We start from the raw sequence: 25,063 nt of genomic DNA, 5'->3' as shown, positions 1-25,063 counted from the left end.
TATTACCTGACTTGGCCCGGCTTGGGACCCGGCTCGGCAGCCGGTCCGGATGCCGTGATGAAGACCCCCGTCGTGGGGGTCTTCGCGTATCCGTTCACCTGCCTGTTCATAATATTCGATCCACATACCGCAAGGAGTTCCATCATGCGCATCGGTCAGGGGTTCGACGCCCATCGTTTCGCGTCGGAGGACGCCCCCCGCGAATTGTGGCTCGCGGGATTGCGCTGGGATGGCGAGGGCAACGGCATCGAAGGCGACTCCGACGGCGATGTGGCCGCGCACGCGCTGATCGACGCGCTGCTGGCGGCCGCCGGACTCGGCGACATCGGCGCCCTGTTCGGCGTCGGCTCGGACGCGCATGGCGCCGGCATGCACGGCGCGGACATGCTGCGCGAGACCGTCGCGCATCTCCGGGGGCACGGTTTCACGCCGACGTCGGCATCGGTCGCCATCGTCGGCAACCGTCCGAAGATCGGACGCCGTCGCGGCGAGGCCGTGGCCGCGCTCACCGAGGCCGTCGGATGCCCGGTGTCCGTCACCGCCACCACCACCGATCATATGGGCTTCACCGGCCGCGGCGAAGGCCTCGCCGCCATCGCCACCGCCCTGGTCGAGGAGACCGGGCGCTGACTTCCGTCAGTGGCGCCGCCGGGAGCGGTGTCGTCCACGGCCGCGGATGGTGCCGGCATACGAGCATCTCCGTGACGTCGCGTGATGTCTCGTGATGTCGTGTGATGCCTCGTAATGTCTCGTGACGTCGTGTGATGCCCCGTAATGCCCCGTGACGTCGTGTAATGGTCCGTAATGCCCCGTGACGTCATGTAATGGTCCGTCGGCCGGCCGGATGTTCCCTGCCCTGTGGTGGAGCACTTCTTCGGCGCGATGTTTCCCGGATATCATCCCATTCGTCCGGGTTTTGTTGCGCTGACCGGGACTCAGCGCGATGTTTCCCGGACGATGCGGGCCATTCCCGGGTCTGTTTGCACTGACGCAATCTCAGCGCGACTTATCCCGGACGATGCGGCCGTTATCATAAGTCGCGCCGTGTTCGTGTGCGGCGCGCGGAAGGCCGCCAAATACGGTGGGCGAACCGTGCTTCGGGGCATGTCCTTGCACGGAGGCGACTGCGCATGTGGGAATCCTTGATGATCGTCTCCGGAAGAGGCGCCCGTGCTTTCAACGGATTCTCGGCACTCCGGCTCCGGCAAGCTTGGCGTCCAACCGTGCCGAGTCCTTCACGTCCTCGTAGAACAAGTGCGTGACGGCGGTGACTCCCTGACTTTTGAGCGCGTGCTCCCGACGGTGCTCGTAGTCCAGTTTCGCCTGCAGACTTGCCCGGTTCGGGTTGCTGGTGTCGGCGTATTTCGCCATGCCGTCGTATTCGCCTACGATGACGCGTCCGTCGGCGAGTCTCCAACAGAAATCGACGCGATATGGCATCGAAGGTGTCTCGGGATTGGCGAATTCGGCTTGGAATGAAGGCTCGGCATACCCGAGTCCGATGATATGCGCATATGTCCAGGACTCGCCTCCGTTCTCCCGCAAGGGATTGGCGTGCTTCAGGAGTTTCGCCACCGCGGCCTCGTCGCAGGCGATCTGGATCATCAGCGTTTCGACGTCCGCGATGGTGACGTGACCGTTCCTCAGCGCGGAATCGTAGATGGCCAAGGCGTCGGCGAACGGTATCGCGGCGCAATCGATGAGCGTGCGGGCAGGGGATGTGACTGGTATGCCGTGGAATCGTCGGCGCGGAATCTTGTGCATGTAGAGGCGGCGCAACTGTTTGGCGACGCCATGTCCGGACCCCTTCGGCGAGGCGATGCTCACCGACCCGTCGTGCAGCGCGTAGGAATGTTGGTATCCGTAGACGCATGCGGCGCTGAGTCCGGCGAACGTCCACCGTGGGTGGTGCTGCGCCAGCGATCGGATCACATGCAGTGATCGTTCCTCGGGATCGAGGTTGTTCCAGTACAGGACGTCCGCGAAGAGATTGGGGTATGGGGATACCACTTCCAATGCCTTCACCCTCCTGCGTAGGGCATGGTAGATGGCGTCGCCGGCCTTTCCGATGGCGCAACGTCGTTCCCGTTCGGCGGTCCGCAGCAGTGCGGTGACTCCTTTGTGCTCTTTCATGCTTTGACGCTACGTGAATCCGAATCCTCATGACAAGCCGAACCGGGTAATGTGGATAACACCCTCCCTTCAGGCGTGTCCCAAGGGTTTTCGCCCCGCCATGGCGGAGGCGTGGACCATGTCGGGAATGAATCTCATCGGGACGAGGGTCTTTGCCGGGAGGCTTCCGGATCGGTCGATTTGGCCACGAACAGTCTGCGGTCCTTGCGGATGAGGCGGCGTCGTTGGGTGTCAAGGTGCGGGTGCGGAACGAACGCTCTGACCGTGTTGCGCGGATCCGTGACGATGGTTGCGCGCAACCGAATGAGAGTGTCTCCAATGTTTGGAGAACCTTCCATGAATTGCACTGAATACGATGTAGCGGTGGTGACGTCTCGGCGGTATGTCTGGCGGTCGGAAGTCCCGGGCAGGGATCTATGACAGGAAGCCGTGGGTGGCCTGAACGCGATAAAACCCGGAAACTAGGCCAGTCGTCCCCGAATAGTTGCACTGAATGCGGGTAGGTGCAAACAATCCCGGACGAGCGGCCTGTTTTCCGGGAAAACTTGCGCTGAGACGCTGCCAGCGCAAACTATCCTGGACGATGCGGCCGTTATCCGGGATAGTTTGCGCGGGGGACGTGGGACGAGGGAAGGAACGCGGCGGGCGAGCGGTCGACGATGGGATGGCTGGGATGCGCCGCGTCAGCGCCGCCGAAGCGCCTCTACAGCTTTGGCGGCGGCCCAGAACAGGGTGGAGATCGTCACGATGATGAAGCTCGGGGGAGCGGGGAACATCGCGGAGAGCACGAGTCCGCCCCAGATCGAGACCAAGCAGATCGCCCCGGCCGCGACCATCGCCCTGAGCGGCGAGGACGCGACGATGTTCGCCGCCGCGGCCGGCGTGATGACCAGCGCGAAGATGAGCAGCGTGCCCACCGCGGGCACGGCGATCGTGATCACGCCCGCCATGATCGCCATGAACGCGACGTTCATCCATCCGACCGGCACGCCCTTGGCCTGCGCCACCTGCTCGTCGAGCGAACTGAACAGCAGCGGCCGGTAGATGACGGCGAGCACCGCCAGCAGCACCGCGTCGAAGATCGCGAATCCGATGATCTGCATGGTGGTGATCGTCAGGATCGAACCGAACAGGATCGACTGCATCTGCTGCGAGGCGGAACTCGACAACCGGGCGAAGAACAGGCCGAGACCGGTCGCGAAGGCGAGCACCGTGCCGGTGGCGATCTCGCGTTCGGAGACGCGCTTGCCGAGCGCGCCGATCACGAGCGCGCCGCCCAGCGCGAACGCGCCGAGGCCCAGCGAGACGGGCAGTCCGAGCAGTACGGCGCCGGTCGCGCCGGGCAGGCCGATGTGGGCGAGCGCGTGCGCGGCGAACGTGGAATGGCGGGCGATGGTGAAGTAGCCCATCACGCCGGCCGCGAACGCGATGCACAGGCCGGCGAGGAACGCGTTGGCCATGAACGGCGCGGTCAGCGTGTCCATCCAGTTGGGGTCGAAGCTGAAATCGATGTGGCTCATTTCCTCGCTCCTTCGTGTTCGCCGTGTCCGTCCGCAACGTTCGCGTGCGCGTGCATGTCGTCGGTGTGCGCGTGATGGTGCAGCTCCGCCACCTCGGCTGCCGTATGCATGTCCATCGGCTGGTCCTTCGGCTCGTCGGGGGAGGGAGTGACGAACATGTCGCCCTGCGGCGTGGTCACGACCTGCACGTTCGTGCCGTACAGGTGGGTGAGGAGCTTCGAGTCGAGCACCTTGCGCATGTCGGCGTAGTGCGGGTGTCCGTCGAGCAGGTAGACGGCGCCGGTGAGGATCGGCAGCAGCATGTTGAGGTCGTGTGCGACGATCTGGATTGTCATGCCGAGTTCCTGGTTGAGGCGCGCGAGCAGGTGCGCGACGGCGCGCTGGGAGGCGAGGTCGAGGTTGGCGAGCGGCTCGTCGAGCATGAGCAGCTTCGGGTCGGAGACGATCGCCTGCGCGATGGCGACGCGCTGGCGCAGGCCTCCGGACAGTTCGGACAGCCGGTAGCGCGCCTTGTCGTCGATGCCGACGAACGCCATCGCCTCGCGCGCCTTGGCGCGTTGCGCGCGTGTGGCCGGATGGATGCCGAACCGCGTGCCGGTCAGTCCGAGCAGCACCGATTGTTCGGCGGTGATGTTCGCGTCGATGTCCGACGTGTAGCTTTGCGGCACGTAGCCGATGACGCCGTTCGCCTCGCCGGCCGGCTTGCCGAAGACGGTGAGCGAGCCGTGCGAGAGCGGCAGCAGTCCCAGCTCCGCCTTCATCATCGTGGTCTTGCCGGCGCCGTTGGTGCCGACGATCGCGGTGACCGATCCGGCGGGGATGGCGAAGTCGCCGTGCTGCCAGATGACGCGGTCGCCGCGTCTGATCGCCGCGTCGTGGAAGACGATCGCGTCCTGAAGCGGTTCGCCCATGGTCGGGCCTCCTGTGGTCATGGATTGGGATTCACGAATCTACCGCAGGATTATCGCAAATGATGTTGACAACCGTTCTCAATTACGGGAGTGTCGGCGAGAACCCGACGCTCCCGCCGCCTACTTGCCGGGGTCGGGCTGGGTGCCGCCGGCGTCGGCGCCTGAGCCGTCCGAGACACCCGAGCCGTCCGAGGATTCCGAAGCGGACGAACCGGTGCCGCCGTCCGTGGCGTCGCACGTCGTCCCGCCGTTCCCGTCGGCCGCGTTCCCGTCGGCCGAATCGGACGATCCTGCCGAATCGCCGCCGTCCGTGCCGTCCGCGGCGCATCCGCCGGTCGTGCCGTCCTTGCCGTAGTCCGGATCGACGGCCGTGAAGATCGAGTCGGCCAGCGCGCCGATCCAGTCGACGAGGGTGTCGTACTTCTCCGGCATCTGCTCGCTCACGTCGACGACGGGCACGTCGGAGCGCCCGGCCGTGCCGATGAGCATGTTCGTCGCGTCGGACGCCTCCTGCGTGTTGTTGACCAGCACGTCCGCCCGCTTCTTCTCGATGACCTCCTGGAAGGTCTGCAGGTCCGCGGGCGCGACCTCGCCGCCGTTGGCGACCGCCTGCGCGTAGCCCTCCGGGGTGACGTCGTCGAACGACATGTCGCTCATCAGGTAGTAGACGACCGCCTCGGTCGCGCCGTAGGTGAGGTCCTCGTGCGCGTCGGCGAAGTCGGCCATGCGCGTGTCGAGCTCCTTCTCGCGCGACTGCCACGCCTTGAGGTTGGCGGCGAACGCCTTGCGCTTCTTCGGCCGCGCCTTCGAGAAGGCGTCGGCCAGCTCCTTGGCCATGCCGGCGCGCGCGTCCTTCGAGAACCACAGGTGCGGGTTGTCGCCGTCCATCGCGCCCACGATCTGCGCGGCGGAGACGAGCGTCGAATCCGGCCCGCGCGACTTCGTGGCCCACGTGTCGTACCCGGCGCCGTTCGCGACGACGATCTCGGCGCGGCTCAGCTTCGCCAGATCGGAGGTCTTCGGCTCGAAGTCGTGCGCGTCGACGCCCGTGGAGGAGAGGATCGACGTGACGTCGACCGCGTCGCCGCCGATCTCCTTGGCGAGCGAACCCCACTGGTTCACTGAGGCGACCACCTCGATCGCGCCGGTCTTCTCCGTCGTCGTCTGCGCGCCGTCGGTCGTGCCGCCGTCGCCTGCCGCCGTGCCGCAGGCGGCGCAGGCGAGGGCGAACGCGGCCGCGGCGACCGCCGCAGCGACGCGTCGCGCGTTCCCGAACCATCGACCAAACCGTCGTCCCAGCTGTCCCACATTCATCGTCCGAACCCTTCCGCTCCTCGCCGCGCGTCCATATCCGTCTTCGGCGAAACCGACATGTTACCTAATCGTAGTAGCGTCCACCGCATCCCACGACACGTTGGGACGCGTTGAGAAACGATGGGACGCAAGAGAAGGAGTCGACATGCCCGTGAAACTCGACGGCAAGGCCGTGGCCGCGCAGATCAAGCAGGATTTGAAGGAACGCGTGGAGCGTCTCAAGACCGTGGGCGTCGAGCCCGGCCTCGGCACGCTGCTGGTCGGCAGCGACCCCGGCTCGGTCAAGTACGTGGCCGGCAAGCACGCGGACTGCGCCGAGGTGGGCATCCGCTCCATCAAGCACGAGCTGCCCGCCGACGCGACCTTCGACGACATCGCCGCCGTGGTGCGCGAGATGAACGAGGATCCGGCGTGCACCGGCTACATCGTGCAGCTGCCGCTGCCGAAGGGCATCGACCAGAACGCGATCATCGACCTCATCGACCCGGCCAAAGACGCCGACGGCATGCACCCGTACAACCTCGGCGAGCTCGTGCTGCACGTCAAGGGCGACATCGACACGCCGCTGCCGTGCACGCCGCGCGGCTGCATCGAACTGCTGAACGCCTACGACATCGACCTGGACGGCAAGGAGGTGTGCGTGCTCGGCCGCGGCATCACGATCGGCCGCACGATCGGCCTCATGCTCACCCGCCGCGCCGTCAACGCGACCGTCACGCTGTGCCACACCGGCACGCGCGACGTCGTCGACCACATCCGCCGCGCCGACGTGGTCGTCGCCGCTATGGGCTCCGCCGGATTCGTCAAGCCCGACATGGTCAAGGACGGCGCCGTGCTGCTCGACGTGGGCGTCTCGCGCGTCTACGACGAGGAGGCGGGCCGCTGGCGCGTCAGGGGCGACGTCGACAAGGCCGCCCACGAGAAGACGTCCGCCTACTCGCCGAACCCGGGCGGCGTCGGCCCGATGACCCGAGCCATGCTCCTCGCCAACGTGGTGGAGATGGCCGAGCGCCGGGCGAAGGCCGAAGGCAGGGCCTGACCCGGCGGAGACGCGCCCGGTGCCACCATGTCGATCCGACGGCCGGGCGAGGTGCGGGGCGGGCGTCCGGCAGCATGGTCCGGGCGCCCGCCCCGCCGCGACACGCCCGGGATTTTGGGCATGGCTGACTGTATTGTGGAAAGTCGCGTGTCCGATGGGCACATCCATAACTGAATATCGAGTAATTATCCATCCAACTATTGAGAAACCATTACCTACATGGCAGAGAACAACACTGAGGTCACCAAGGTCGCCATCAACGACATCGGCACCGAAGAGGACTTCATCAAGGCAGTCGATTCCACCATCAAGAACTTCGACGATGGTGATCTGGTCGAGGGTACCGTCGTCAAGATCGATCACGACGAGGTCCTCCTGGATATCGGCTACAAGACCGAGGGTGTGATCCCCTCCCGCGAGCTTTCCATCAAGAAGGACGTCGATCCGGACGAGGTCGTCGAGGTCGGCGACACCGTCGAGGCCCTTGTCGTCACCAAGGAAGACAAGGAAGGCCGTCTGATCCTGTCCAAGAAGCGTGCCCAGTACGAGCGCGCCTGGGGCGACATCGAGAAGATCAAGGAAGCTGACGGCGTCGTCGAAGGCACCGTCATCGAAGCCGTCAAGGGCGGCCTCATCGTGGACATCGGCCTGCGTGGCTTCCTGCCGGCCTCCCTGGTCGAGATGCGTCGCGTCCGCGACCTCACCCCGTACATCGGCCAGAAGATCCAGGCCAAGATCCTCGAGCTCGACAAGAACCGCAACAACGTGGTCCTGTCCCGTCGCCAGTACCTCGAGGAGACCCAGTCCGAAGTGCGCGAGACCTTCCTCTCGCAGCTCAAGAAGGGCCAGATCCGCGAGGGCGTCGTCTCCTCCATCGTCAACTTCGGCGCGTTCGTCGATCTCGGCGGTGTGGACGGCCTCATCCACGTCTCCGAGCTGTCCTGGAAGCACATCGACCACCCGTCCGAGGTCGTCAAGGTCGGCGACAAGGTCACCGTCGAGGTGCTGGACGTCGATCTGGACCGCGAGCGCATCTCCCTGTCGCTCAAGGCCACCCAGGAGGATCCGTGGCAGCGCTTCGCCCGCACTCACGTCCCCGGCCAGATCGTCAAGGGCAAGGTCACCAAGATCGTGCAGTTCGGCGTGTTCATCTCCGTCGAGGACGGCATCGAGGGCCTGGTGCACATCTCCGAGCTCGCCAACCGTCACGTCGAGAACCCGGAGACCGTGGTCAAGCCGGGCGAGACCGTGTTCGTCAAGGTGATCGACGTCGACCTCGATCGTCGCCGCATCTCCCTGTCCCTCAAGCAGGCCAACGACTCCGTCGACCCGGCCTCCGAGGACTTCGATCCGGCCATCTACGGCATGCCGGCCGAGTACGACGAGCAGGGCAACTACAAGTACCCCGAAGGCTTCGACCCGAACACCAACGAGTGGATCGCGGGCTACGAGAAGCAGCGCGAGGAGTGGGAGTCCCAGTACGCGGCCGCCCACCAGCTGTGGGAGGAGCACAAGGAGTTCGTGGCCAAGGAGCTGGCGCACGCGGAGGAGTCCGCCGCCGCCGACGGCCAGGGCCCGAAGGAGGAGAAGGTCGAAGAGGTGTCCAACTACTCTTCCGACAACACCTCCACCGGCACGCTCGCCGACTCCGATCAGCTCGCCGCCCTGCGCGACCAGCTGCTCGGCAAGTGAGTTCCGCCTCACGGCATGAGCTCACGGCGTAACGCCTGAAACGAAACCCGGTCCACGATGGGCCGGGTTTCGTCGTATATCGGTCGTCTCTCCCATGGTGCGGCAACACACTTTCTTCATAACCGCGGAACCAAGCCGTTTCCGCCTACCGCACCATGGGGATTTCACCGCACCATGGGAATGAAGGGGAAGGGGAAAAATGATCCGTATCGGACTGACCGGGGGCATCGCGGCGGGCAAGAGCACGGTGGCGGCGCGGATGCGCGAGGACGGCGCGCTGCACGTCGACTATGACGCGATCGCCCATGCGATCACCGCGCGCGGGGGAGCGGCGCTGGAGCCGATCGCGCGTGAGTTCGGCGATGCGGCCATCGCCGCGGACGGTTCGCTGGACCGCGCGTGGATGGCGGAACACGTGTTCGGGCGCGGCGCCGAGCCCGGCGCGCGGGAACGTCTCGACGCGATCGAGCATCCGCTGATCTACGCCGAGGCGCGACGGCGGGAGGAACGCGGCGTGGCGGCGGCTCGCGACGCCGCACGGGAATCGGGGGAACGCGGGATCGTCGTCGTGCACGACGTGCCGCTGCTCGCCGAGGTGATCGGCGACATCCCGTTCCGGTTCGACCATATCGTCACGGTCGAGGCGCCTGTCGGGACGCGGATCGCGCGCATGGCCGCGACGCGCGGCATGACGCGCGAGCAGGCCGAGGCGCGCATCCGCCATCAGTCGACGCGCGGGCAGCGCGAGGCCATCGCCGATGTCGTCATCGACTCCACGCAACCGCTCGAACGCATGTTCGAGCAGGTTGATAGACTGGTCGCCGAGTGGAAGGAGCAGTGATGGGATTCAACATCCAACGCGAGGACAGGCCGTTCGTCGTCAAATCGCCGTACAAGCCGAGCGGCGACCAGCCGCAGGCCATCGACGAGCTCGCCACGCGCATCGAGAACGGCGAGAACGACGTCGTGCTCATGGGCGCGACCGGCACCGGCAAGACCGCCACCACCGCCTGGCTCATCGAACGGCTGCAGCGCCCGACGCTCATCATCGAGCCGAACAAGACGCTCGCCGCGCAGCTGTGCGCCGAATTCCGCGAGCTCATGCCGGACAACGCGGTGAGCTACTTCGTCTCCTACTACGACTACTACCAGCCGGAGGCGTACATCCCGCAGACCGACACGTACATCGAGAAGGACTCCAACATCAACGACGATGTGGAGCGGCTGCGCCATCAGGCCACCGCCAACCTGCTCACGCGCCGCGACTGCGTGGTCGTCGCCACCGTGTCGTGCATCTACGGCCTCGGCACGCCGGAGGAGTACGCGGGACGCATGCTGCTGCTCAAGGTCGGCCAGCAGATCGACCGCGACCAGCTGCTGCGGCGGTTCGTCGCCATGCAGTACAAGCGCAACGACATCGCGTTCACGCGCGGCACGTTCCGTGTGCGCGGCGACACGGTGGAGATCATCCCCGTGTACGAGGAGCTCGCCGTGCGCATCGAGTTCTTCGGCGACGAGATCGACCGCATCTCCACGCTCCATCCGCTGACCGGCGACGAGATCGCCGAAGAGAACGAGGTGCACATCTTCCCCGCCTCGCACTACGTGGCCGGGCCGGAACGCATGGAACGCGCGCTGAAGACGATCCGCGAGGAGCTCGACGAGCGCGTCGCGGAATTGAGGAAGCAAGGCAAGAAGCTGGAGGCGCAGCGCCTCACCATGCGCACCACGTACGATCTGGAGATGCTCACCCAGGTGGGCGTGTGCTCCGGCGTCGAGAACTATTCGCGGCACTTCGACGGGCGCGAACCCGGCACGCCGCCGCACACGCTGCTCGACTTCTTCCCCGACGACTTCCTGCTCGTCATCGATGAGTCGCATGTGACCGTCCCGCAGATCGGCGCCATGTACGAGGGCGACGCGTCGCGCAAGCGCACGCTCGTCGAACACGGCTTCCGCCTGCCCTCCGCGATGGACAACCGTCCGCTCAAATGGCCGGAGTTCCTTGAGCGCGTCGGCCAGACCGTGTACCTGTCCGCCACGCCCGGCGACTATGAGCTCGGGCTGTCGGACGGGGTGGTCGAGCAGATCATCCGCCCGACAGGACTGTTGGACCCGAAGGTCGAGGTGCGTCCCACCGACGGGCAGATCGACGACCTGCTCGCCGAGATCAAGGACCGCGTCGCCAAGGGGGAGCGGGCCCTCGTCACCACGCTCACCAAGAAGATGGCCGAGGATCTGACCGACTATCTCATTGAACGGGGCATCAAGGTCGAATACCTGCATTCCGACGTGGACACGCTGCGCCGCGTCGAGCTGCTGCGCATGCTGCGCGAGGGCAAGATCGACGTGATCGTCGGCATCAACCTGCTGCGCGAGGGCCTCGACCTGCCCGAGGTGTCGCTCGTCGCGATCCTCGACGCCGACAAGGAGGGCTTCCTGCGCTCCTACCGTTCGCTCATCCAGACGATCGGCCGCGCGGCTCGCAACGTGTCCGGCACGGTCATCATGTACGCGGACGAGGTCACCGAGGCGATGCGCAAGGCCATCGACGAGACCGAACGCCGCCGCGAGAGGCAGATCGCGTACAACAAGGAGCACGGCATCGACCCGAAGCCGCTCATCAAGAAGATTAGCGACGTCAACGACATGCTCGCCAAGGAGGACGTGGACACGGCCACCCTGCTCGAAGGCGGCTACCGCAACGCCGGCAAGGCGGGCAACACGCATCTGGGCGTGCCCGCGTTCGACGCCGCCGAGGCGGACAAGCGGCACGAGGAGATCCTCAAGGCGGGATTGCCCGCGCAGGACCTCGCCGACCTGATCCGCCAGCTGAGCGAGCAGATGCACACCGCCGCCGAACAGCTCCAATTCGAGCTCGCCGCCCGCCTGCGCGACGAGATCCGCGACCTGAAGAAGGAACTGCGGCAGATGACCGAGGCCAACAGGTAGAAGGACGGCGAACGGAGGGACAACGGTCATAGAGATGCGTTAGGGTAGGGAATCATGGCCGAAACCCCTCTTGCATTTGAAATCGCCACGTTCGTGGTGCTTGCGTTGTTCTTCATCGTCGACCTGTTCGTCATCGGACGCAGGCCGCACGTGCCCTCCACGAAGGAGTGCGTCCAGCACATCGCCTTCTTCGTGGTCATGGCGCTGATCTTCGGCGGCTGCATCTGGTATTTCGCCGGCTCCAAGCCAGCCATCGAGTTCTACTCCGGATGGCTCACCGAGTATTCGCTGTCCATCGACAACCTGTTCGTGTTCGTCATCATCATGTCGAACTTCGCCGTGCCGAAGCAGATCCAGAAGTACGTGCTGTCCGTGGGCATCACGATCGCGCTGATCTTCCGCGGCGTGTTCATCCTCATCGGCGCGGCGCTCATCAGCCGTTTCACGTGGGTGTTCTTCATCTTCGGCGCGTTCCTCATCTACACGGCGATCAAGCTGGTCATCGGCGGCGACGATGACGAGGAGTACCAGGAGAACGGGCTCATCCGCACGCTGCGCAAGGTGATCCGCATCACCGACGAATACGACGGCGAGAAGCTCAGGACCACCCATAACGGCGTGCGCTACTGGACGCCGATGCTCATCGTGTTCCTCACGATCGGCACCACCGACGTGATGTTCGCGTTCGATTCGATCCCGGCCATCTTCGGCCTGACGAAGGACCCGTTCCTCGTGTTCACATCGAACGTGTTCGCCCTGCTGGGCCTCCAGCAGCTCTACTTCCTGCTCGGCGCGCTGCTCGACAAGCTCGTCTACCTGCCGCTCGGCCTGTCCGTCGTGCTCGGGTTCATCGGCGTGAAGCTGGTGATGGAGGCGCTGCACGGCAACACGCTGCCGTTCATCAACGGCGGCGAGGGCGTCCACTGGGTGCCGGAGGTGCCCACGTGGCTGTCGCTTGCCGTGATCGTCGTCGCGATCGGCGGCGCGGCGCTCGCCTCGGTCGTCAAGATGAAGGCGATGGACGCGGGCAAGGCCGACAAGCCCGCCGTGGAGTCCGGTTCCGGCGCCGAGTGACGTCGGCGTGACGGCCGGTCCGATCGGAGCCGGTGGCCGGCGAACGGTCCGTCGGTCCGGTGAATTCTACGAGAACGCTCACGGAATTCCCTGAACAGGGGAGTTCCGTGAGCGTTCTTTGCATTGCGGCGACTGGGCTGTGAGCGTTAACAACACACCGGGGGAAAAACTGGAACGAACGAACGAAAGCTAGTACACTGTTCCGTGGAAAACGTAGGCCGTCCGGCCTGCGTCCCTTGCAATAGTTAGGAATAGGCAACATGCGCAAAGCCAAGATCGTCGATACCATCGGCCCCGCCAGCGAATCCCTCGAAGGCATCACCAGCCTCGTCGAAGCCGGCATGGATGTGGCCCGTCTGAACCGTTCCCACGGCACGCCGGAGGACCACCTCAAGGTCTACAACAACGTGCGTCAGGCCTCGAAGGCCGCCGGTCGCAACGTGGCCGTGCTGGTCGACCTCCAGGGTCCGAAGATCCGCTGCGGCTGGTTCAAGAAGAACGCCGAGGGCGAGGACAAGGTCGAGCTCAAGGAAGGCCAGGAGTTCGTCATCACCACCGACGACGTCGAGGGCGACGAGCACATCACCTCCACCACCTTCAAGGGCCTGCCGGGCGACTGCCACCCGGGCGACCCGATCCTCATCGACGACGGCAAGGTCCGTCTCGAGGTCACCAAGGTTGAGGGCAACAACGTGCACACCAAGGTCGTCGTGGCCGGTCCGGTGTCCTCCCACAAGGGCATCAACCTGCCGGGCGTCGCCGTCTCCCTGCCGGCCCTGACCGAGAAGGACGAAGAGGATCTGCGTTGGGCCATCCGCACCGGCGCCGATATCATCGCCATGTCCTTCGTGCGTTTCGCCACCGACATCGACCGCGCCCACGAGATCATGGACGAGGAAGGCCGCCGCATCCCGATCGTCGCCAAGATCGAGAAGCCGCAGGCCCTCGAGAACCTCGAGGACATCGTCAAGACCTTCGACGGCATCATGGCCGCCCGTGGCGACATGGCCGTCGAGTGCCCGCTCGAGGAGGTCCCGCTGGCCACCAAGCGCATCATCGAGCTGTCCCGCCACTACGCCAAGCCGGTCATCGTGGCCACCGAGGTCCTGGGCTCCATGGTCCACTCCCCGGTCCCGTCCCGCGCCGAGGCCTCCGACTGCGCCAACGCCGTGCTCGACGGCGCCGACGCCACCATGACCTCCAACGAGACCGCCGTCGGCGAGTACCCGGCCGTCACCGTCGCCACCATGTCCCGCATCTCCGGCTTCGCCACCGAGCACGGCTTCGACCGCATCCCGGCCCTGAAGAACCTGGACATGTCCTCCACCGGCGCCGTCTCCTCCGCCGCCGTCGACCTGGCCGACAAGCTCAACGCCAAGGCCATCGTCGCCTACACCCAGACCGGCAACACCGTGCACCGCGTCTCCCGCGAGCGTCCGGCCGCCCCGATCTACGGCATCACCAACAACGAGCACACCTACCACTGGCTGGCCCTCTCCTGGGGCACCGAGGCCTTCCTGCTCGACGAGGACTACCATGACAAGTCCCGCAAGGACCTCATGGTCTTCACCGACAAGCTGCTGCGCGACGCCGGCAAGGTCGTCGACGGCGACAAGATCGTCATCCTGAGCTCCGCCCAGGGCGAGCACCAGCCGGGCAGCACCGACTCCATCTACGTCCACACCGTGGGCGCCTGCGACTGATTCCGATCGGTCCGGTGCATGAGCCGGCAGGCTGAATCCGGTATCCGTGGGATTCCCTAGGATTCCGTAGGATTCCGGTTCGACGTGAAAGCCCCTTACCCGTTCAAACGCGGGTAAGGGGCTTTTCGCATGCCTCGACGGAGACGCCGACTGCATGTGTGCGCGCTCACAACGACATGCCGGCCAACCATGAATCCGTCTCGGGGGGGGGTATCTGTTTCAGACAGAGGGTGTAAGGGCTTAGAGGCCCGTGCATCGAGGTGAAGTGCAGGATTCGCGGGAACGAAGACGGAGGAGTGGTCATGCCGTTGGAGGTGATCGGCGAGGGCGCCGAGGCGCGCAGCATTCCCGTGCGCGCGCCGATGTTCTCGGCGGCGCAGATCACCTATCTGAGCGGCCTGCCCGCGGTGATCTCCGTGGGACCTTCGCGCATCCGTTACGCGAAGGGGTTCCAACGCGCGTGCCTGCGCAGGTATCTCAACGGCGCGAATCCCACCGACCTGTTCCGCAAGGCGGGACTCGACCCTGCGGTGATCGGCGCGAAACGCATCGAACGATGCTTCCAGCGCTGGCGGTCGAACGCGGCTCTCCTGCTTGAGAGCGATGACGCCGGCGACGATGAACGGTTCTTCGTCGCGGGCACGCCGGCGCAATCCGGCGCGGGCGTCCGGCTGACCGCATCGGACGCACGCGCAGGCGCCGGCGGACGGGAAGGAACCGATTGCGGCGGATACGGGTATTCACCCGGTCGGGTCATCGACCAGTTGTCGCGATACGTGGACCGATTGGAGAAGGAGAACAGCATGCTGCGCGAACGGCTCGGCATGACCGATCGGCCGAATGAGGAACAGTCGGCACGTCAGGAATCGGAAGGACAGGAAGCATGACAGGCATGAACGGCAGACGCATGGCGCGTCTCGCGGCGGCGACGATCGCGACGATCGCCATGCTCGTGGCGGGGGCGTCACCCGCCGTCGCGCAGGATACGGCCGTCGGCACCGTCGGCGCCGCCACGTCGGATTCGTCGTCTTCGACATCGACCGGCACGGATGCGGGAACGTCCGGCGGCGCCGGAGCCGATACGGCCGGCACCGCCGACGGGAACGGCGGCGCGGACGGCGGCACGAACGACGGTGCGGCGACGAACGACGCCCAATCCGGCGCCGCCTCCGGTTCCACCGACGCGACGCAGTCCGACGGACAGACGGCCGCCCCCGCTCCCACCGCCGTCGGTTGCGACGACGTGCAGGATTGGGATACGCTCGCCGGCTGCTTCGCGCAGTCGGGTGATGTCGTCATCACGAAGGATATTCCGGTCCCCGCGACCGGCGCGATCGACGTCGGCACGGACACCGCCGCCGTGACCGTCACGTTGACCGCGGTCAACGGCGCGAAACTCACCGGCAAGAATGCGGACGGCACCGCCAACGGCGGTACCGGCGCGTTCCTCGTCGTCCACTCCGGTTCGAACCTCACCATCGGCGAGAACGGGAAGGACACGAGTTTCACCTACTCTGACGGTTCCCGCAACCTCGTCTACGTCGCCTCCACGGCCACGCTCACCATCAACGGCGGCAAGTTCACCGGCAACGACATCAGCACGTCCGCCGACAAGGACGGCGCCATCGCCTACAGCGCGGGCGACGTGACCATCAACGGCGGCGAGTTCACCGGCAACAAGGCGCGTAACGGCGGCGTCGTCTACAACGACGGCGGCACGCTCACCATCAACGGCGGCACGTTCGGTGTCAAGCTTGACGACGGCACGTTCGTCGGCAACGAGACCACAAGCGACGGCGGCGTCATCTACGACAAGCAGCAGGGCGTGACGGCCGACGAGCAGCGCGTGACGACCACCATCAACGGCGGCACGTTCACCGGCAACAAGGCGCCCGGCGGCGGCGTGATGGTCAGCGAGGGTGGAACCACCACGATCACCGGTGGCACGTTCGATTCCAACGAGGCCACGTGGACGAAGAACATCAAATCGGGCGGCGGCGTCATCCGATTGATCACACCGTCGGGCAATAGGGAAATCGGCGGAAAGCTCGAGATCAGCGGCGGCGAGTTCACCAACAACACCGTCGCGGCGAAGAACCAGGCGCATAGCGGCGGCGGCGTCGTATGGGCGCAGGGCGATGTGACCATCGACGGCGGCGTGTTCGCCGATAACTACGTCGAGGGAATGACCTCCGGGTGGAGCGGCGGCGGCGCCATCTATATCTATTCCGGCAACGCGGGCCATCCCAATCCCTGGAGCACCGGTGACGGCAGCGGCTTCCACAGCACGCTGATCGTCTCCCGCGGCACGTTCCTCGACAACGCCACGCACGGCGACGGCGGCGCCATCTTCGTAGGCTGGTGGAGCACGGCCATCTTCACCGGCATCTCGGGAAGGAACGCACCGGCATACGGGAACGTCACCCCGAACACCCCGGTCTGGTTCCAGGGCAATCAGGCCGAGCATCTGGGCGGAGCCGTGTATACGGAGGAGCGGACCACCACGTTCATGGGCAAGTCCGTGGCGTACAACAACCATGCCGGCCACTTCGGCGGCGGCCTGTGGCTGTGCCCGTCAGGCGTGGGCTTCAACTCGAAGGGCGGCAACATGCTGCTGTTCGACAACGGCGTGGACGCCACATACGACGTCGACGTGGTGAAGGACGCTACGAAGCGCACGCAGATCGCGCAGAAAACCGAGTATGGCCAATCCGGCGAAGATTTCGCGATCATGGCTCCGGTGAAGAACGGCATCACGACCAACAGCTTCGAACTGTCCGACGAGAACTGGGCCGGTGAGAGCGGCGCGATCACATGGAGCGCGGACGGGCAGCAGCCGAGCAGGAGCTCGACCGGCTATGACCGTAACGGCACCGATCTGTCCACCGTCCCGTTGACGCATGACACGGCGAAGGACAACGCCAAGTATTCGAGCCTCGACGCGGACGGCAAACGCCAGTGGACCGGCACGACGAACATCAACCAGACGCAGGTGGACGGCCACGGCAAGACCGCGGGCGTGGGCCTGACCAGTTCGGTGAGCGACGATCTGAAGGCCGAGGCGAAGGCGAACGCGCTGGTCACGTTCACCGGCAACGCGGTCTCCCTGTCCGGTGGTGCGTTCGGTACGGACGGCAATGTCATGTTCTCCACGCCGTACACCATGTCGTGGTCGAAGGCGAAGGCCTCCGGTACGGCGGACAACGCGACGGTCAAGACCGACGCCGACCGTCTGGGCGGTTCCAAGTGGAAGCTCTCCACCACGGACGGCGGCCCGTTGGAGGCGAACATGCGTCCCGCCGACTGCGTGACCGACGCGACCGCGCGCGTCGTCTCCGACTCCTGCTGGCACAACCTCGCAGACAAGACCGGCGACAAGTGGGTCATCATCGAGGACAACGGCACCCGCGACAACGACCGCACCCCCGGCGACATCAGCATCAACAACCTGAAGGCCGGCACATACACGCTGCAGGAGACCGGGGCGCCGTCCAACTACCAGCAGACGACCACCACGTACACGTTCACGGTCACGCAGCCTGCCGCCGGCAGCAAGTACGAGGAGCCGGCGCTGATCGTGGCGAACAAGCCGGATGGAACCTCCTCGTCCGACGGCAAGGGGCCGCTCGATACGACCGGCAAGGTGATCGGCAACCTGCCCGAGACGAAATCGGTCAGCTGGGACAAGATCGACGCGAACGACGATACGAAGCTTCTGCCCGGTTCCACGTGGAAGATCACCGACGAGAACGGCAACGCGATCGCCGGCTTCGGGAACATCGCCGACAATACGGGCGACGCCTCGTATTCCGGCGAGGACGAGAACCCGACCGCCGGCAGGTTCACCGTCAAGGGCCTCACCGTGGACAAGACGTACAAGCTGTGCGAGACCGGCGTGCCGGTCGGCTACCAACAGCCCACGGACACGTGTCGTGCGTTCACGATCGACGGCTCCGGCGTGGTCACGTGGGCGGACAAGTCCGAAGGCCGCATCACGAACAAGCCCACGCAGGTCACATGGACGAAGATCGGCGCCGACGACCAGGCGCTCCTGCCCGGCACGGTATGGACCGTGGAGACCTGCGACACCACGAACGGCGGCACGACGTGCGCGAACATCGTCAAGGACTCCGCGCACACGGTCGTCGACTGCGCGACCGGCAGCTGCACCACGCCCTCCGACGGCAAGCAGTACTACGAGGACGTCGACAGCCGAGGCAGCGGATACATCACGATCCGGAACCTCCCGTACGGCACGTACAAGCTCACCGAGGCCACCGCGCCCGACGGCTATGCCAAACCGGACGCGACGACGTACGCGCTCATCACCGTGCCGGAAACCGGTGACGCGACCATGAGCCTGCACGGCCTGTGGGCGCGGATGAACGTCGCCGGCTCCTCCGCGGATTGCGTCGCGGTCGCCTCCACGACCGGTTCTGGGCCGACCCCGTGCCGGCTCGTGAACGTGAAGACCGTGGCGGCACTGCCGTTGACGGGCGGCTTGGATGCGCGTGACTGGCTGCTGATCGGCGGCATCGCGGCTGTGGCCGCGGCGCTGGCGCTCGCCCTGGTCAACGAGTACCGCAAGAGGAAGGGGCTCGCCTGACAATGCTTCGCCCCGCCGGGCGGGAGCCGGCCGTCGTCGATGGTTACTTCCGCCCGGCAGAGGCATCGTGGGATGCGGGTGAAGCGCCCGTGTCCCGCAGTCGCCCCCGCCGGCGGGGGCTGTCGGCGAAGCCGACCGGGGGTGGCCGAGGCCGCCGATAGTCGGCCCGACCTTACAGACCGTAACCATTCATAGAGGAAACCAAGGAAGGAAGGAATCATCTCATGAGGATGAGGAAACTGTTCGCGGGTCTCGCGGCGGCGGCGACGCTGCTCGGAGGCATGGCGTTCGGTGCCGGTACCGCGAATGCCGCGTCTCGGGTGATCGACACCGACGTCGTATTCCAGTTCATGGCCGACGACGCCGATCAGTGGGCGAATCGCGAGGTCAAGTACTATAAGCTCGCCGATTATGTGGATTACACCACGTCGGGTCCTTTCGGCGTGCAGACGACGCCGACTGCGGACAAGACGGCGATCAAATCCGCACTGGATGCCGCGGTCAAGGGCACCAAGCTTGACGGTCAGGTCCCGTCAGCCGACAGCGGAACCGATCTGATGGCGTGGGCGCTGCAGCAGGGCGCGTTGGACAACGAGACCGGCGCGCCGTGGATCGGTTCCACCCGCAACTTCGCGGACGCGCTCGCCGCCGATGCGAAGGTCACCGGTGACGCGACGAACTTCAAGACCATCACGTGGCCGACGTATGATGGCGGAACCTCGCAGGAGGGCCACGGATACAAGAACCGTTGGGTCAGACTGCCTGCGGGCGTCTACCTGTTCGTGGATACGGTGAAGAACGCCGATGTGAATGATCAGGGTTTAAGCAAGAGCACCATCCAGAACGGCACCGAGCAGAACAGCGGCGACGTCGACAATACGGTCGGCGGCAAGGTCGTCACCCAATCCGCGCCGATCGTGCTCGCCTCCGGATATGTCAAGGACGGCAAGATCGTGAACTGGGCGCAGCCGGAGGACGGCAGCGGCTTCAACACCATCGACTTCAAGAACCATGTGACCCCGGTCGTCAAGACGTACGACGACAAGGACGGCACCGTGTCGAACTCGCAGTACGTGCGGTACACGCTGGGCTCCCAGCTGCCGTCGTTCACCACCGGATTCACCGACTACCAGTTCTCCCTGAAGGATTACCCGGGTGCAGGCCAGGAAGTGAACCTCAACGGCTTCCTGAACGATGACAACCAGCCTGTGGCATCCAACACGGGCGCCTACACGGTCAAGATCTACGACGTCAATGCGAATGGCGACAAGACCGGCGACGGCACCACGCTGACCGCCGGCGACACCACGTTCACGGTGACCACGTCCACCACGCAGCAGGGACAGCCGTTGAACCCGGTGATCGAGGGCGCGGCCGATGACGCCGCATGGTTCGACTTCGATTTCGCCAAGCTGGTGCAGTCCGCCGACTATCAGACCAAGTACGCCGGCAAGTACGTGGAGATCACGTATGCCGCGAAGATCACCGCCACGCCCGATCAGAACGGCGATACGCCCGACGTGACCAACAAGGTCGAGGTCAACGACAACAACGCGAAGGCCACCGACCAGACCAAGCTCACGCTCGGCAAGTTCGGCTTCGTCAAGAAGGCGGCGGACGGCACCGCGCTGGCGGGCGCGGAGTTCACCATCAGCGCGGCCGATGACGATACGAACGACAAGGTCGTGCCGGTCACCCCGGCCGACGCGGTCCAGACGTCCGACGAGGACGGCAAGGTCACGTTCACCGGTCTCGCCGACGGCGTGTACAAGGTCACCGAGACCCGCGTGCCCGACGGATTCCTCCAGCAGGTGCATGCCGAGTTCGAGGTGACCATCAAGGGCGGCAAGGCCGTGTACTTCAAGCACGCCGACATCTACGGTCTTTCCCAGGACTCCGGCAACGCGGACCTCAACGGCGGCGAGATCACCGATTACTCGGTGATCAACGTGCGCAACGTGACCGAGCTGCCGAAGACCGGTGCGGCGGGCATCGTCCTGTTCACCGTGGTCGGCCTGCTGCTCGCGGGCGCGGCCGGCACCGTGTTCGCGAAGTCCCGCGCCACCAAGCGCGCCCTGCACGCGTAAGTGCCCGGAACGTGCCCGAAAGGGGTAAAGGAATCCCCCGCAATCGTGAATGATTGCGGGGGATTCTCCGTAGGTGCCCCCGGTGGGACTCGAACCCACACTGCGCAGATTTTGAGGCTGCTTCCTCTACCAATTGGGATACGGGGGCGTATCCGATCGTCGCGGGCGCCGTAAGGCACTCGTGACAATATAGCACATCGGCGCGATACCGCGCACGCGATGCATGCCCCGCGTGGCGATTTCGTTCAGGGGAGGGCACGTCGTGCGGGCGGGCGCCGGGATTATGCGTTAAAATCTCCAAGGATATAGTTGTATTGTGAGGAAAGGACTGGCATGGCTGCTAAGAACGCCGATGATCAGACTCCGAAGATGGAGCCCGTGCTGACCGAGGAGGAGCTGGAGGCCGTCGCGCAGGAGGCCGCCGCCCCCCGTGAGGAGACCGCCCCGGCCGAGGCGGACGAGAACCGCAAGCGCACCGTCGTGGTCGCCGAGGACGAATCCGTGAACCGCATGGACCTCGTCGGCATGCTCGAGGACAACGGCTACGAGGTCGTCGGCGAGGCCGCCAACGGCGAGGAGGCCGTCGAACTGACGCGCGCCAAGCGTCCGGACGTGGTGTGCATGGACGTCAAGATGCCGCGCATGGACGGCATCACCGCCGCCGGCCTGATCTGCGACGAGAACATCGCCCCCGTGGTCATGCTCACCGCCTTCTCCCAGCCGGATCTCGTCAAGAAGTCCACCGGCGCGGGCGCGATGGCCTACGTGACCAAGCCGTACGAGGAGTCCAAGCTCATCCCGGCCCTCGAGGTCGCGATGGGCCGCTTCGCCGAGATCAACGACCTGCTCGACAACGTCGAGCGCAGCGAGGCGAAGCTCAAGGAGACCAAGGAGGAGCTCGCCAAGGCGCAGGCCGACCTCCAGAAGGCGCAGGACACGCTGGAGGAGCGCAAGCTCGTCGACCGTGCGAAGGGCCTGCTCATGGACAAGGCCGACTTCTCCGAGCAGGGCGCGTTCCGTTGGATTCAGAAGACCTCGATGGACCAGCGCATCCCGAAGAAGCGTCTCGCCATGGCCATCATCGCCAAGTACGGCGACCCGAAGCCGGAACGCAACGAGCGCTGAGCCGGACCGTAAGGAACGGACGTTCACGGATACATGGCGCAACACGAATCCACGCCGACGCGCGGAACGCTGCTGGTCGTAGACGGCCATTCGCTGGCGTTCCGCGCGTTCTTCGCTCTACCGGTCGACAACTTCTCCACCTCCTCCGGACAGGCCACGAACGCCGTCTGGGGGTTCGCCTCGATGCTCTCGCAGGTCATCGACTCGGAGAAGCCCGACCATCTCGCCGTCGCCTTCGACGTGAAGGGCGGCACCTTCCGCAACGAGCTGCTGCCCCAATACAAGGGCACGCGCGACGCGGCCCCCGAGGAACTGCTCACCCAGCTGCCGCTCATCCAGGAGATGCTCGCCGCGCTGGGCGTCACCTACATCGAGAAACCCGGCTACGAGGGCGACGACGTGATCGGCACGCTCGCCACGATGGGCGAGCAGGCCGGCTACCATACGCTCGTCCTGTCCGGTGACCGCGACGCGTTCCAGCTCATCGACGACAACATCACCGTGCTCTACCCGGGCCATCATTTCAAGGACCTGAAGCACATGACGCCGGACGCGGTCGTCGCCAAATACAAGGTGACGCCGCAGCAGTACCCGGATCTCGCGGCCCTGCGCGGCGAGACCGCGGACAACATCCCCGGCGTGCCCGGCGTGGGCGACGGCTTCGCCGCCAAATGGATCAACCAGTACGGCTCGCTCGACGCGATCCGCGAGCATGCGGACGAGATCGGCGGCAAGAAGGGCGAGGCGCTGCGCGCCAACATCGACCAGGTGATGCTCAACCGCAAGGTCAACGCGCTCGTGCGCGACGTCGACCTCGGCGTCACCGTCGACGACCTCACGTTCTCCGGCATCGACGCGGAACGTCTCGACGCCCTCTTCACCAAGCTCGAATTCGGTTCGCGCACCAAGAGCCGCCTGCTGAAGACGTTCAACAACGGCGTCGCGCCCGTGCTCCCGTCCGGCGCGACGGCACCCGCCGCCGACGATTCCGCGACGCTCGACATGCCTCACGCGGAACACGCGACGGACGCCACGTCCCTGCGCGCATGGGAGGAACGCCACCTGCCCGCAGCCGACGGAAAGACGGACGATGGAACGGCATCCGACGACGCGTCCGATTGGGTGCTGTACGCGTCCGGCGACGCGCGACCGGGCCGCGCCGCGGTCGACGCCGTCGTCCTGCTCGCCGGCGGCGAGGCCGTCGTCGTCGACAAGACGGCGTTGGCGGACGACGCGACCGTCGACGCATTGCGCGACGCGGTAGACGCGCACGCGGACACGATGACCGTCCACGGCTACAAGGAGCATCTGCACCTGCTCGCCGCCGCCGGCATCGCGCTGCCGGCGCCCGCGTTCGACACGAAGCTCGCCGGCTACCTCATCAAACCCGACTTCCACGCGGACACGCTCGAACAGGCCGCCGCCCAGTTCCTCGACCTGCATCTGGAGGAGCAGGAGGAGGCGACGCAGGGCCTGCTCGACATCGACGCCGGCGAGACCGCCGACGGCGCGGCCGCAGACACGGCCGACGGCGCGGAACCCGACCGGGGCGCGTTGCGCGACGCGGCCATCGTCGCCGCGCTCTCCCGCGAACTCAGGCCGCGCATCGCCGCCGACGGGCAGTCGAAGCTCCTGACGGACATCGAGCTGCCCGTCTCCCGCGTCCTGTACGGGCTGGAGGCGGAAGGCGCGAAGGTCGACGAACGCCGTCTGGAGGACATGCGCGCCGGCTTCGCGGCCGACGCCGAGCAGGCACAGCGCATCGCCTGGGAGAACGCCGGATCGCGTGTCAACCTGCAAAGCCCCAAGCAGCTCGCCAAGGTCCTGTTCGAGGACATGGGCCTGAAGCCGACGAAACGCACCAAATCCGGTTCGTACACCACCAACGCGGACGCGCTGCAGACCCTGTACGTGCGCAACGCCGATGACGACCGCGCCAGCGGGTTCCTCGGCGCCCTCCTGCGTCACCGCGAGACCAACAAGCTGAAGCAGATCGTCGCCACGCTGATCGATGCGGTCAACCCGGCAGACGGACGCATCCACACCACGTTCGAGCAGACCGTGGCCGCCACCGGGCGTCTGAGCTCCGTCGACCCGAACCTGCAGAACATCCCCAACCGTAACGCGGCCGGTCGCGAGATCCGGTCCGCGTTCGTGCCGGGGGAGGGTTACGAGTCGCTGATGAGCTGCGACTACTCGCAGGTCGAGCTGCGCATCATGGCGCACCTGTCCGGCGACGAGGCGCTCATCGAGGCGTTCCGAAGCGGCGCCGACTTCCACCGCTACGTGGCGAGCCTCGTCTACCAGCTGCCCGTTGACGAGATCACCTCCGACCAGCGCGGCCACGTGAAGGCCATGAGCTACGGTCTCGCCTACGGGCTGAGCACGTATGGCCTCTCGCAGCAGCTCAAAATCAGCCCCGGCGAGGCGGAGGGACTCAAGAACAAGTACTTCGCCACGTTCGGCAAGGTGCACGACTATCTCGAATCATGCGTCGCCGAGGCCCGCCGCAAGGGCTACACGGAGACCATGTTCGGCCGCCGCCGCTACTTCCCGGGCTTGAAGTCGACCAGCCGCAACGTGCGCGACGCCGCCGAACGCGCCGCGCTCAACGCGCCCATCCAGGGGACGGCCGCCGACATCATGAAGATCGCGATGATCCATGCCGATTCGGCGTTGCGGGACGGTGGACTCAAGAGCCGCATCATCCTGCAGATCCACGACGAACTCGTCGTCGAGATCGCGCCCGGCGAGGCCGACCGCGCGACCTCGCTCGTCAGGGACGCGATGGAGCACGCCGTCGAACTCGACGTGCCGTTGGACGTGTCCACCGGCATCGGCGACGACTGGCAGCTCGCCGCGCACTGATCCGCATCGGCCGCGCCGGCCCGCCGTCGGTGGAAGGAA

General features: G+C 65.8%; 16 protein-coding genes and 1 tRNA gene. 12 read left to right on the top strand and 5 right to left on the bottom strand.

Annotation, left to right across the window (positions count from 1 at the left end):
• Positions 1-144 precede the first annotated feature (144 nt).
• Positions 145-630 (top strand): 2-C-methyl-D-erythritol 2,4-cyclodiphosphate synthase, encoded by a 486-nt coding sequence (ispF, locus tag Uis4E_RS01700; protein ID WP_101621547.1) that lies wholly within the window; start codon positions 145-147, stop codon positions 628-630.
• Between the two features lie 546 nt (positions 631-1,176).
• Here ispF and Uis4E_RS01695 read toward each other — a convergent pair.
• From Uis4E_RS01695 to Uis4E_RS01680, 4 genes are all read right to left on the bottom strand, one after another.
• A complete protein-coding gene (locus Uis4E_RS01695) occupies positions 1,177-2,133 on the bottom strand; it encodes a hypothetical protein (protein ID WP_101621545.1) in 957 nt (318 codons plus the stop codon).
• A 683-nt stretch (positions 2,134-2,816) separates the two neighbouring features.
• On the bottom strand, positions 2,817-3,653 hold the full coding sequence (locus Uis4E_RS01690) for a metal ABC transporter permease (protein WP_101621544.1): 837 nt from the start codon (positions 3,651-3,653) through the stop codon (positions 2,817-2,819).
• On the bottom strand, positions 3,650-4,564 hold the full coding sequence (locus Uis4E_RS01685; RefSeq protein WP_101621542.1) for an ABC transporter ATP-binding protein: 915 nt from the start codon (positions 4,562-4,564) through the stop codon (positions 3,650-3,652). The genes Uis4E_RS01690 and Uis4E_RS01685 overlap by 4 nt, the downstream gene beginning before the upstream one ends.
• A 120-nt stretch (positions 4,565-4,684) precedes the next feature.
• On the bottom strand, positions 4,685-5,878 hold the full coding sequence (locus Uis4E_RS01680; RefSeq protein ID WP_101621540.1) for a metal ABC transporter solute-binding protein, Zn/Mn family: 1,194 nt from the start codon (positions 5,876-5,878) through the stop codon (positions 4,685-4,687).
• A 145-nt stretch (positions 5,879-6,023) separates the two neighbouring features.
• Here Uis4E_RS01680 and Uis4E_RS01675 point away from each other — a divergent pair, with 145 nt between their 5' ends.
• From Uis4E_RS01675 to Uis4E_RS01635, 9 genes are all read left to right on the top strand, one after another.
• Positions 6,024-6,917 (top strand): bifunctional methylenetetrahydrofolate dehydrogenase/methenyltetrahydrofolate cyclohydrolase, encoded by an 894-nt coding sequence (locus Uis4E_RS01675; protein WP_101621539.1) that lies wholly within the window; start codon positions 6,024-6,026, stop codon positions 6,915-6,917.
• Positions 6,918-7,136: 219 nt separating this feature from the next.
• Positions 7,137-8,609 (top strand): 30S ribosomal protein S1, encoded by a 1,473-nt coding sequence (gene rpsA / locus Uis4E_RS01670; RefSeq protein ID WP_034526447.1) that lies wholly within the window; start codon positions 7,137-7,139, stop codon positions 8,607-8,609.
• Positions 8,610-8,808: 199 nt separating this feature from the next.
• A complete protein-coding gene (gene coaE / locus Uis4E_RS01665; RefSeq protein WP_101621537.1) occupies positions 8,809-9,450 on the top strand; it encodes a dephospho-CoA kinase in 642 nt (213 codons plus the stop codon).
• The gene (uvrB, locus tag Uis4E_RS01660) at positions 9,450-11,561 is read left to right on the top strand and encodes an excinuclease ABC subunit UvrB (RefSeq protein WP_101621536.1); all 2,112 of its coding nucleotides are present in this window, start codon (positions 9,450-9,452) and stop codon (positions 11,559-11,561) included. Before coaE ends, uvrB begins: the two co-directional genes overlap by 1 nt.
• Positions 11,562-11,615: 54 nt before the next feature.
• Positions 11,616-12,635 carry a TerC family protein gene (locus Uis4E_RS01655; RefSeq protein ID WP_101621535.1) on the top strand — a complete coding sequence of 340 codons (1,020 nt, stop codon included), beginning with the start codon at positions 11,616-11,618 and terminating at the stop codon, positions 12,633-12,635.
• 260 nt (positions 12,636-12,895) lie between these two features.
• A complete protein-coding gene (pyk, locus tag Uis4E_RS01650; protein ID WP_101621533.1) occupies positions 12,896-14,338 on the top strand; it encodes a pyruvate kinase in 1,443 nt (480 codons plus the stop codon).
• Positions 14,339-14,640: 302 nt separating this feature from the next.
• Positions 14,641-15,225, top strand: a complete 585-nt coding sequence (locus Uis4E_RS01645; RefSeq protein WP_133125373.1) for a hypothetical protein — start codon at positions 14,641-14,643, stop codon at positions 15,223-15,225.
• The gene (locus Uis4E_RS01640) at positions 15,222-18,944 is read left to right on the top strand and encodes a prealbumin-like fold domain-containing protein (protein WP_101621529.1); all 3,723 of its coding nucleotides are present in this window, start codon (positions 15,222-15,224) and stop codon (positions 18,942-18,944) included. Before Uis4E_RS01645 ends, Uis4E_RS01640 begins: the two co-directional genes overlap by 4 nt.
• 224 nt (positions 18,945-19,168) lie before the next feature.
• Positions 19,169-21,031 (top strand): SpaA isopeptide-forming pilin-related protein, encoded by a 1,863-nt coding sequence (locus Uis4E_RS01635; RefSeq protein WP_101621528.1) that lies wholly within the window; start codon positions 19,169-19,171, stop codon positions 21,029-21,031.
• Between the two features lie 74 nt (positions 21,032-21,105).
• Here the strand turns inward: Uis4E_RS01635 and Uis4E_RS01630 are convergent.
• A tRNA-Leu gene (locus Uis4E_RS01630) sits at positions 21,106-21,179 on the bottom strand.
• Between the two features lie 185 nt (positions 21,180-21,364).
• Between Uis4E_RS01630 and Uis4E_RS01625 the strand changes: the two genes are divergently transcribed.
• On the top strand, positions 21,365-22,156 hold the full coding sequence (locus Uis4E_RS01625; protein ID WP_101621526.1) for an ANTAR domain-containing response regulator: 792 nt from the start codon (positions 21,365-21,367) through the stop codon (positions 22,154-22,156).
• A 33-nt stretch (positions 22,157-22,189) separates the two neighbouring features.
• Positions 22,190-25,024, top strand: coding sequence for a DNA polymerase I (gene polA, locus Uis4E_RS01620; protein ID WP_101621525.1), 2,835 nt, complete (start codon positions 22,190-22,192; stop codon positions 25,022-25,024).
• Positions 25,025-25,063: the final 39 nt, after the last annotated feature.

This window comes from Bifidobacterium parmae, assembly GCF_002860365.1.
GTDB classification, from domain to species: domain Bacteria; phylum Actinomycetota; class Actinomycetes; order Actinomycetales; family Bifidobacteriaceae; genus Bifidobacterium; species Bifidobacterium parmae.
This window is presented reverse-complemented; position numbering and strand designations above follow the sequence as displayed.

What these genes read in the sequence shown, in the direction of transcription:
- polA (WP_101621525.1), top strand. Translation starts at nt 22,190, where the DNA reads ATGGCGCAACACGAATCCACGCCGACGCGCGGAACGCTGCTGGTCGTA.
- Uis4E_RS01625 (WP_101621526.1), top strand. Translation starts at nt 21,365, where the DNA reads ATGGCTGCTAAGAACGCCGATGATCAGACTCCGAAGATGGAGCCCGTG.
- Uis4E_RS01655 (WP_101621535.1), top strand. Translation starts at nt 11,616, where the DNA reads ATGGCCGAAACCCCTCTTGCATTTGAAATCGCCACGTTCGTGGTGCTT.
- Uis4E_RS01690 (WP_101621544.1), bottom strand. Translation starts at nt 3,653, where the DNA reads ATGAGCCACATCGATTTCAGCTTCGACCCCAACTGGATGGACACGCTG.
- coaE (WP_101621537.1), top strand. Translation starts at nt 8,809, where the DNA reads ATGATCCGTATCGGACTGACCGGGGGCATCGCGGCGGGCAAGAGCACG.
- Uis4E_RS01680 (WP_101621540.1), bottom strand. Translation starts at nt 5,878, where the DNA reads ATGAATGTGGGACAGCTGGGACGACGGTTTGGTCGATGGTTCGGGAAC.
- Uis4E_RS01645 (WP_133125373.1), top strand. Translation starts at nt 14,641, where the DNA reads ATGCCGTTGGAGGTGATCGGCGAGGGCGCCGAGGCGCGCAGCATTCCC.
- pyk (WP_101621533.1), top strand. Translation starts at nt 12,896, where the DNA reads ATGCGCAAAGCCAAGATCGTCGATACCATCGGCCCCGCCAGCGAATCC.
- ispF (WP_101621547.1), top strand. Translation starts at nt 145, where the DNA reads ATGCGCATCGGTCAGGGGTTCGACGCCCATCGTTTCGCGTCGGAGGAC.
- Uis4E_RS01675 (WP_101621539.1), top strand. Translation starts at nt 6,024, where the DNA reads ATGCCCGTGAAACTCGACGGCAAGGCCGTGGCCGCGCAGATCAAGCAG.
- Uis4E_RS01685 (WP_101621542.1), bottom strand. Translation starts at nt 4,564, where the DNA reads ATGGGCGAACCGCTTCAGGACGCGATCGTCTTCCACGACGCGGCGATC.
- Uis4E_RS01695 (WP_101621545.1), bottom strand. Translation starts at nt 2,133, where the DNA reads ATGAAAGAGCACAAAGGAGTCACCGCACTGCTGCGGACCGCCGAACGG.
- Uis4E_RS01640 (WP_101621529.1), top strand. Translation starts at nt 15,222, where the DNA reads ATGACAGGCATGAACGGCAGACGCATGGCGCGTCTCGCGGCGGCGACG.
- rpsA (WP_034526447.1), top strand. Translation starts at nt 7,137, where the DNA reads ATGGCAGAGAACAACACTGAGGTCACCAAGGTCGCCATCAACGACATC.
- uvrB (WP_101621536.1), top strand. Translation starts at nt 9,450, where the DNA reads ATGGGATTCAACATCCAACGCGAGGACAGGCCGTTCGTCGTCAAATCG.
- Uis4E_RS01635 (WP_101621528.1), top strand. Translation starts at nt 19,169, where the DNA reads ATGAGGATGAGGAAACTGTTCGCGGGTCTCGCGGCGGCGGCGACGCTG.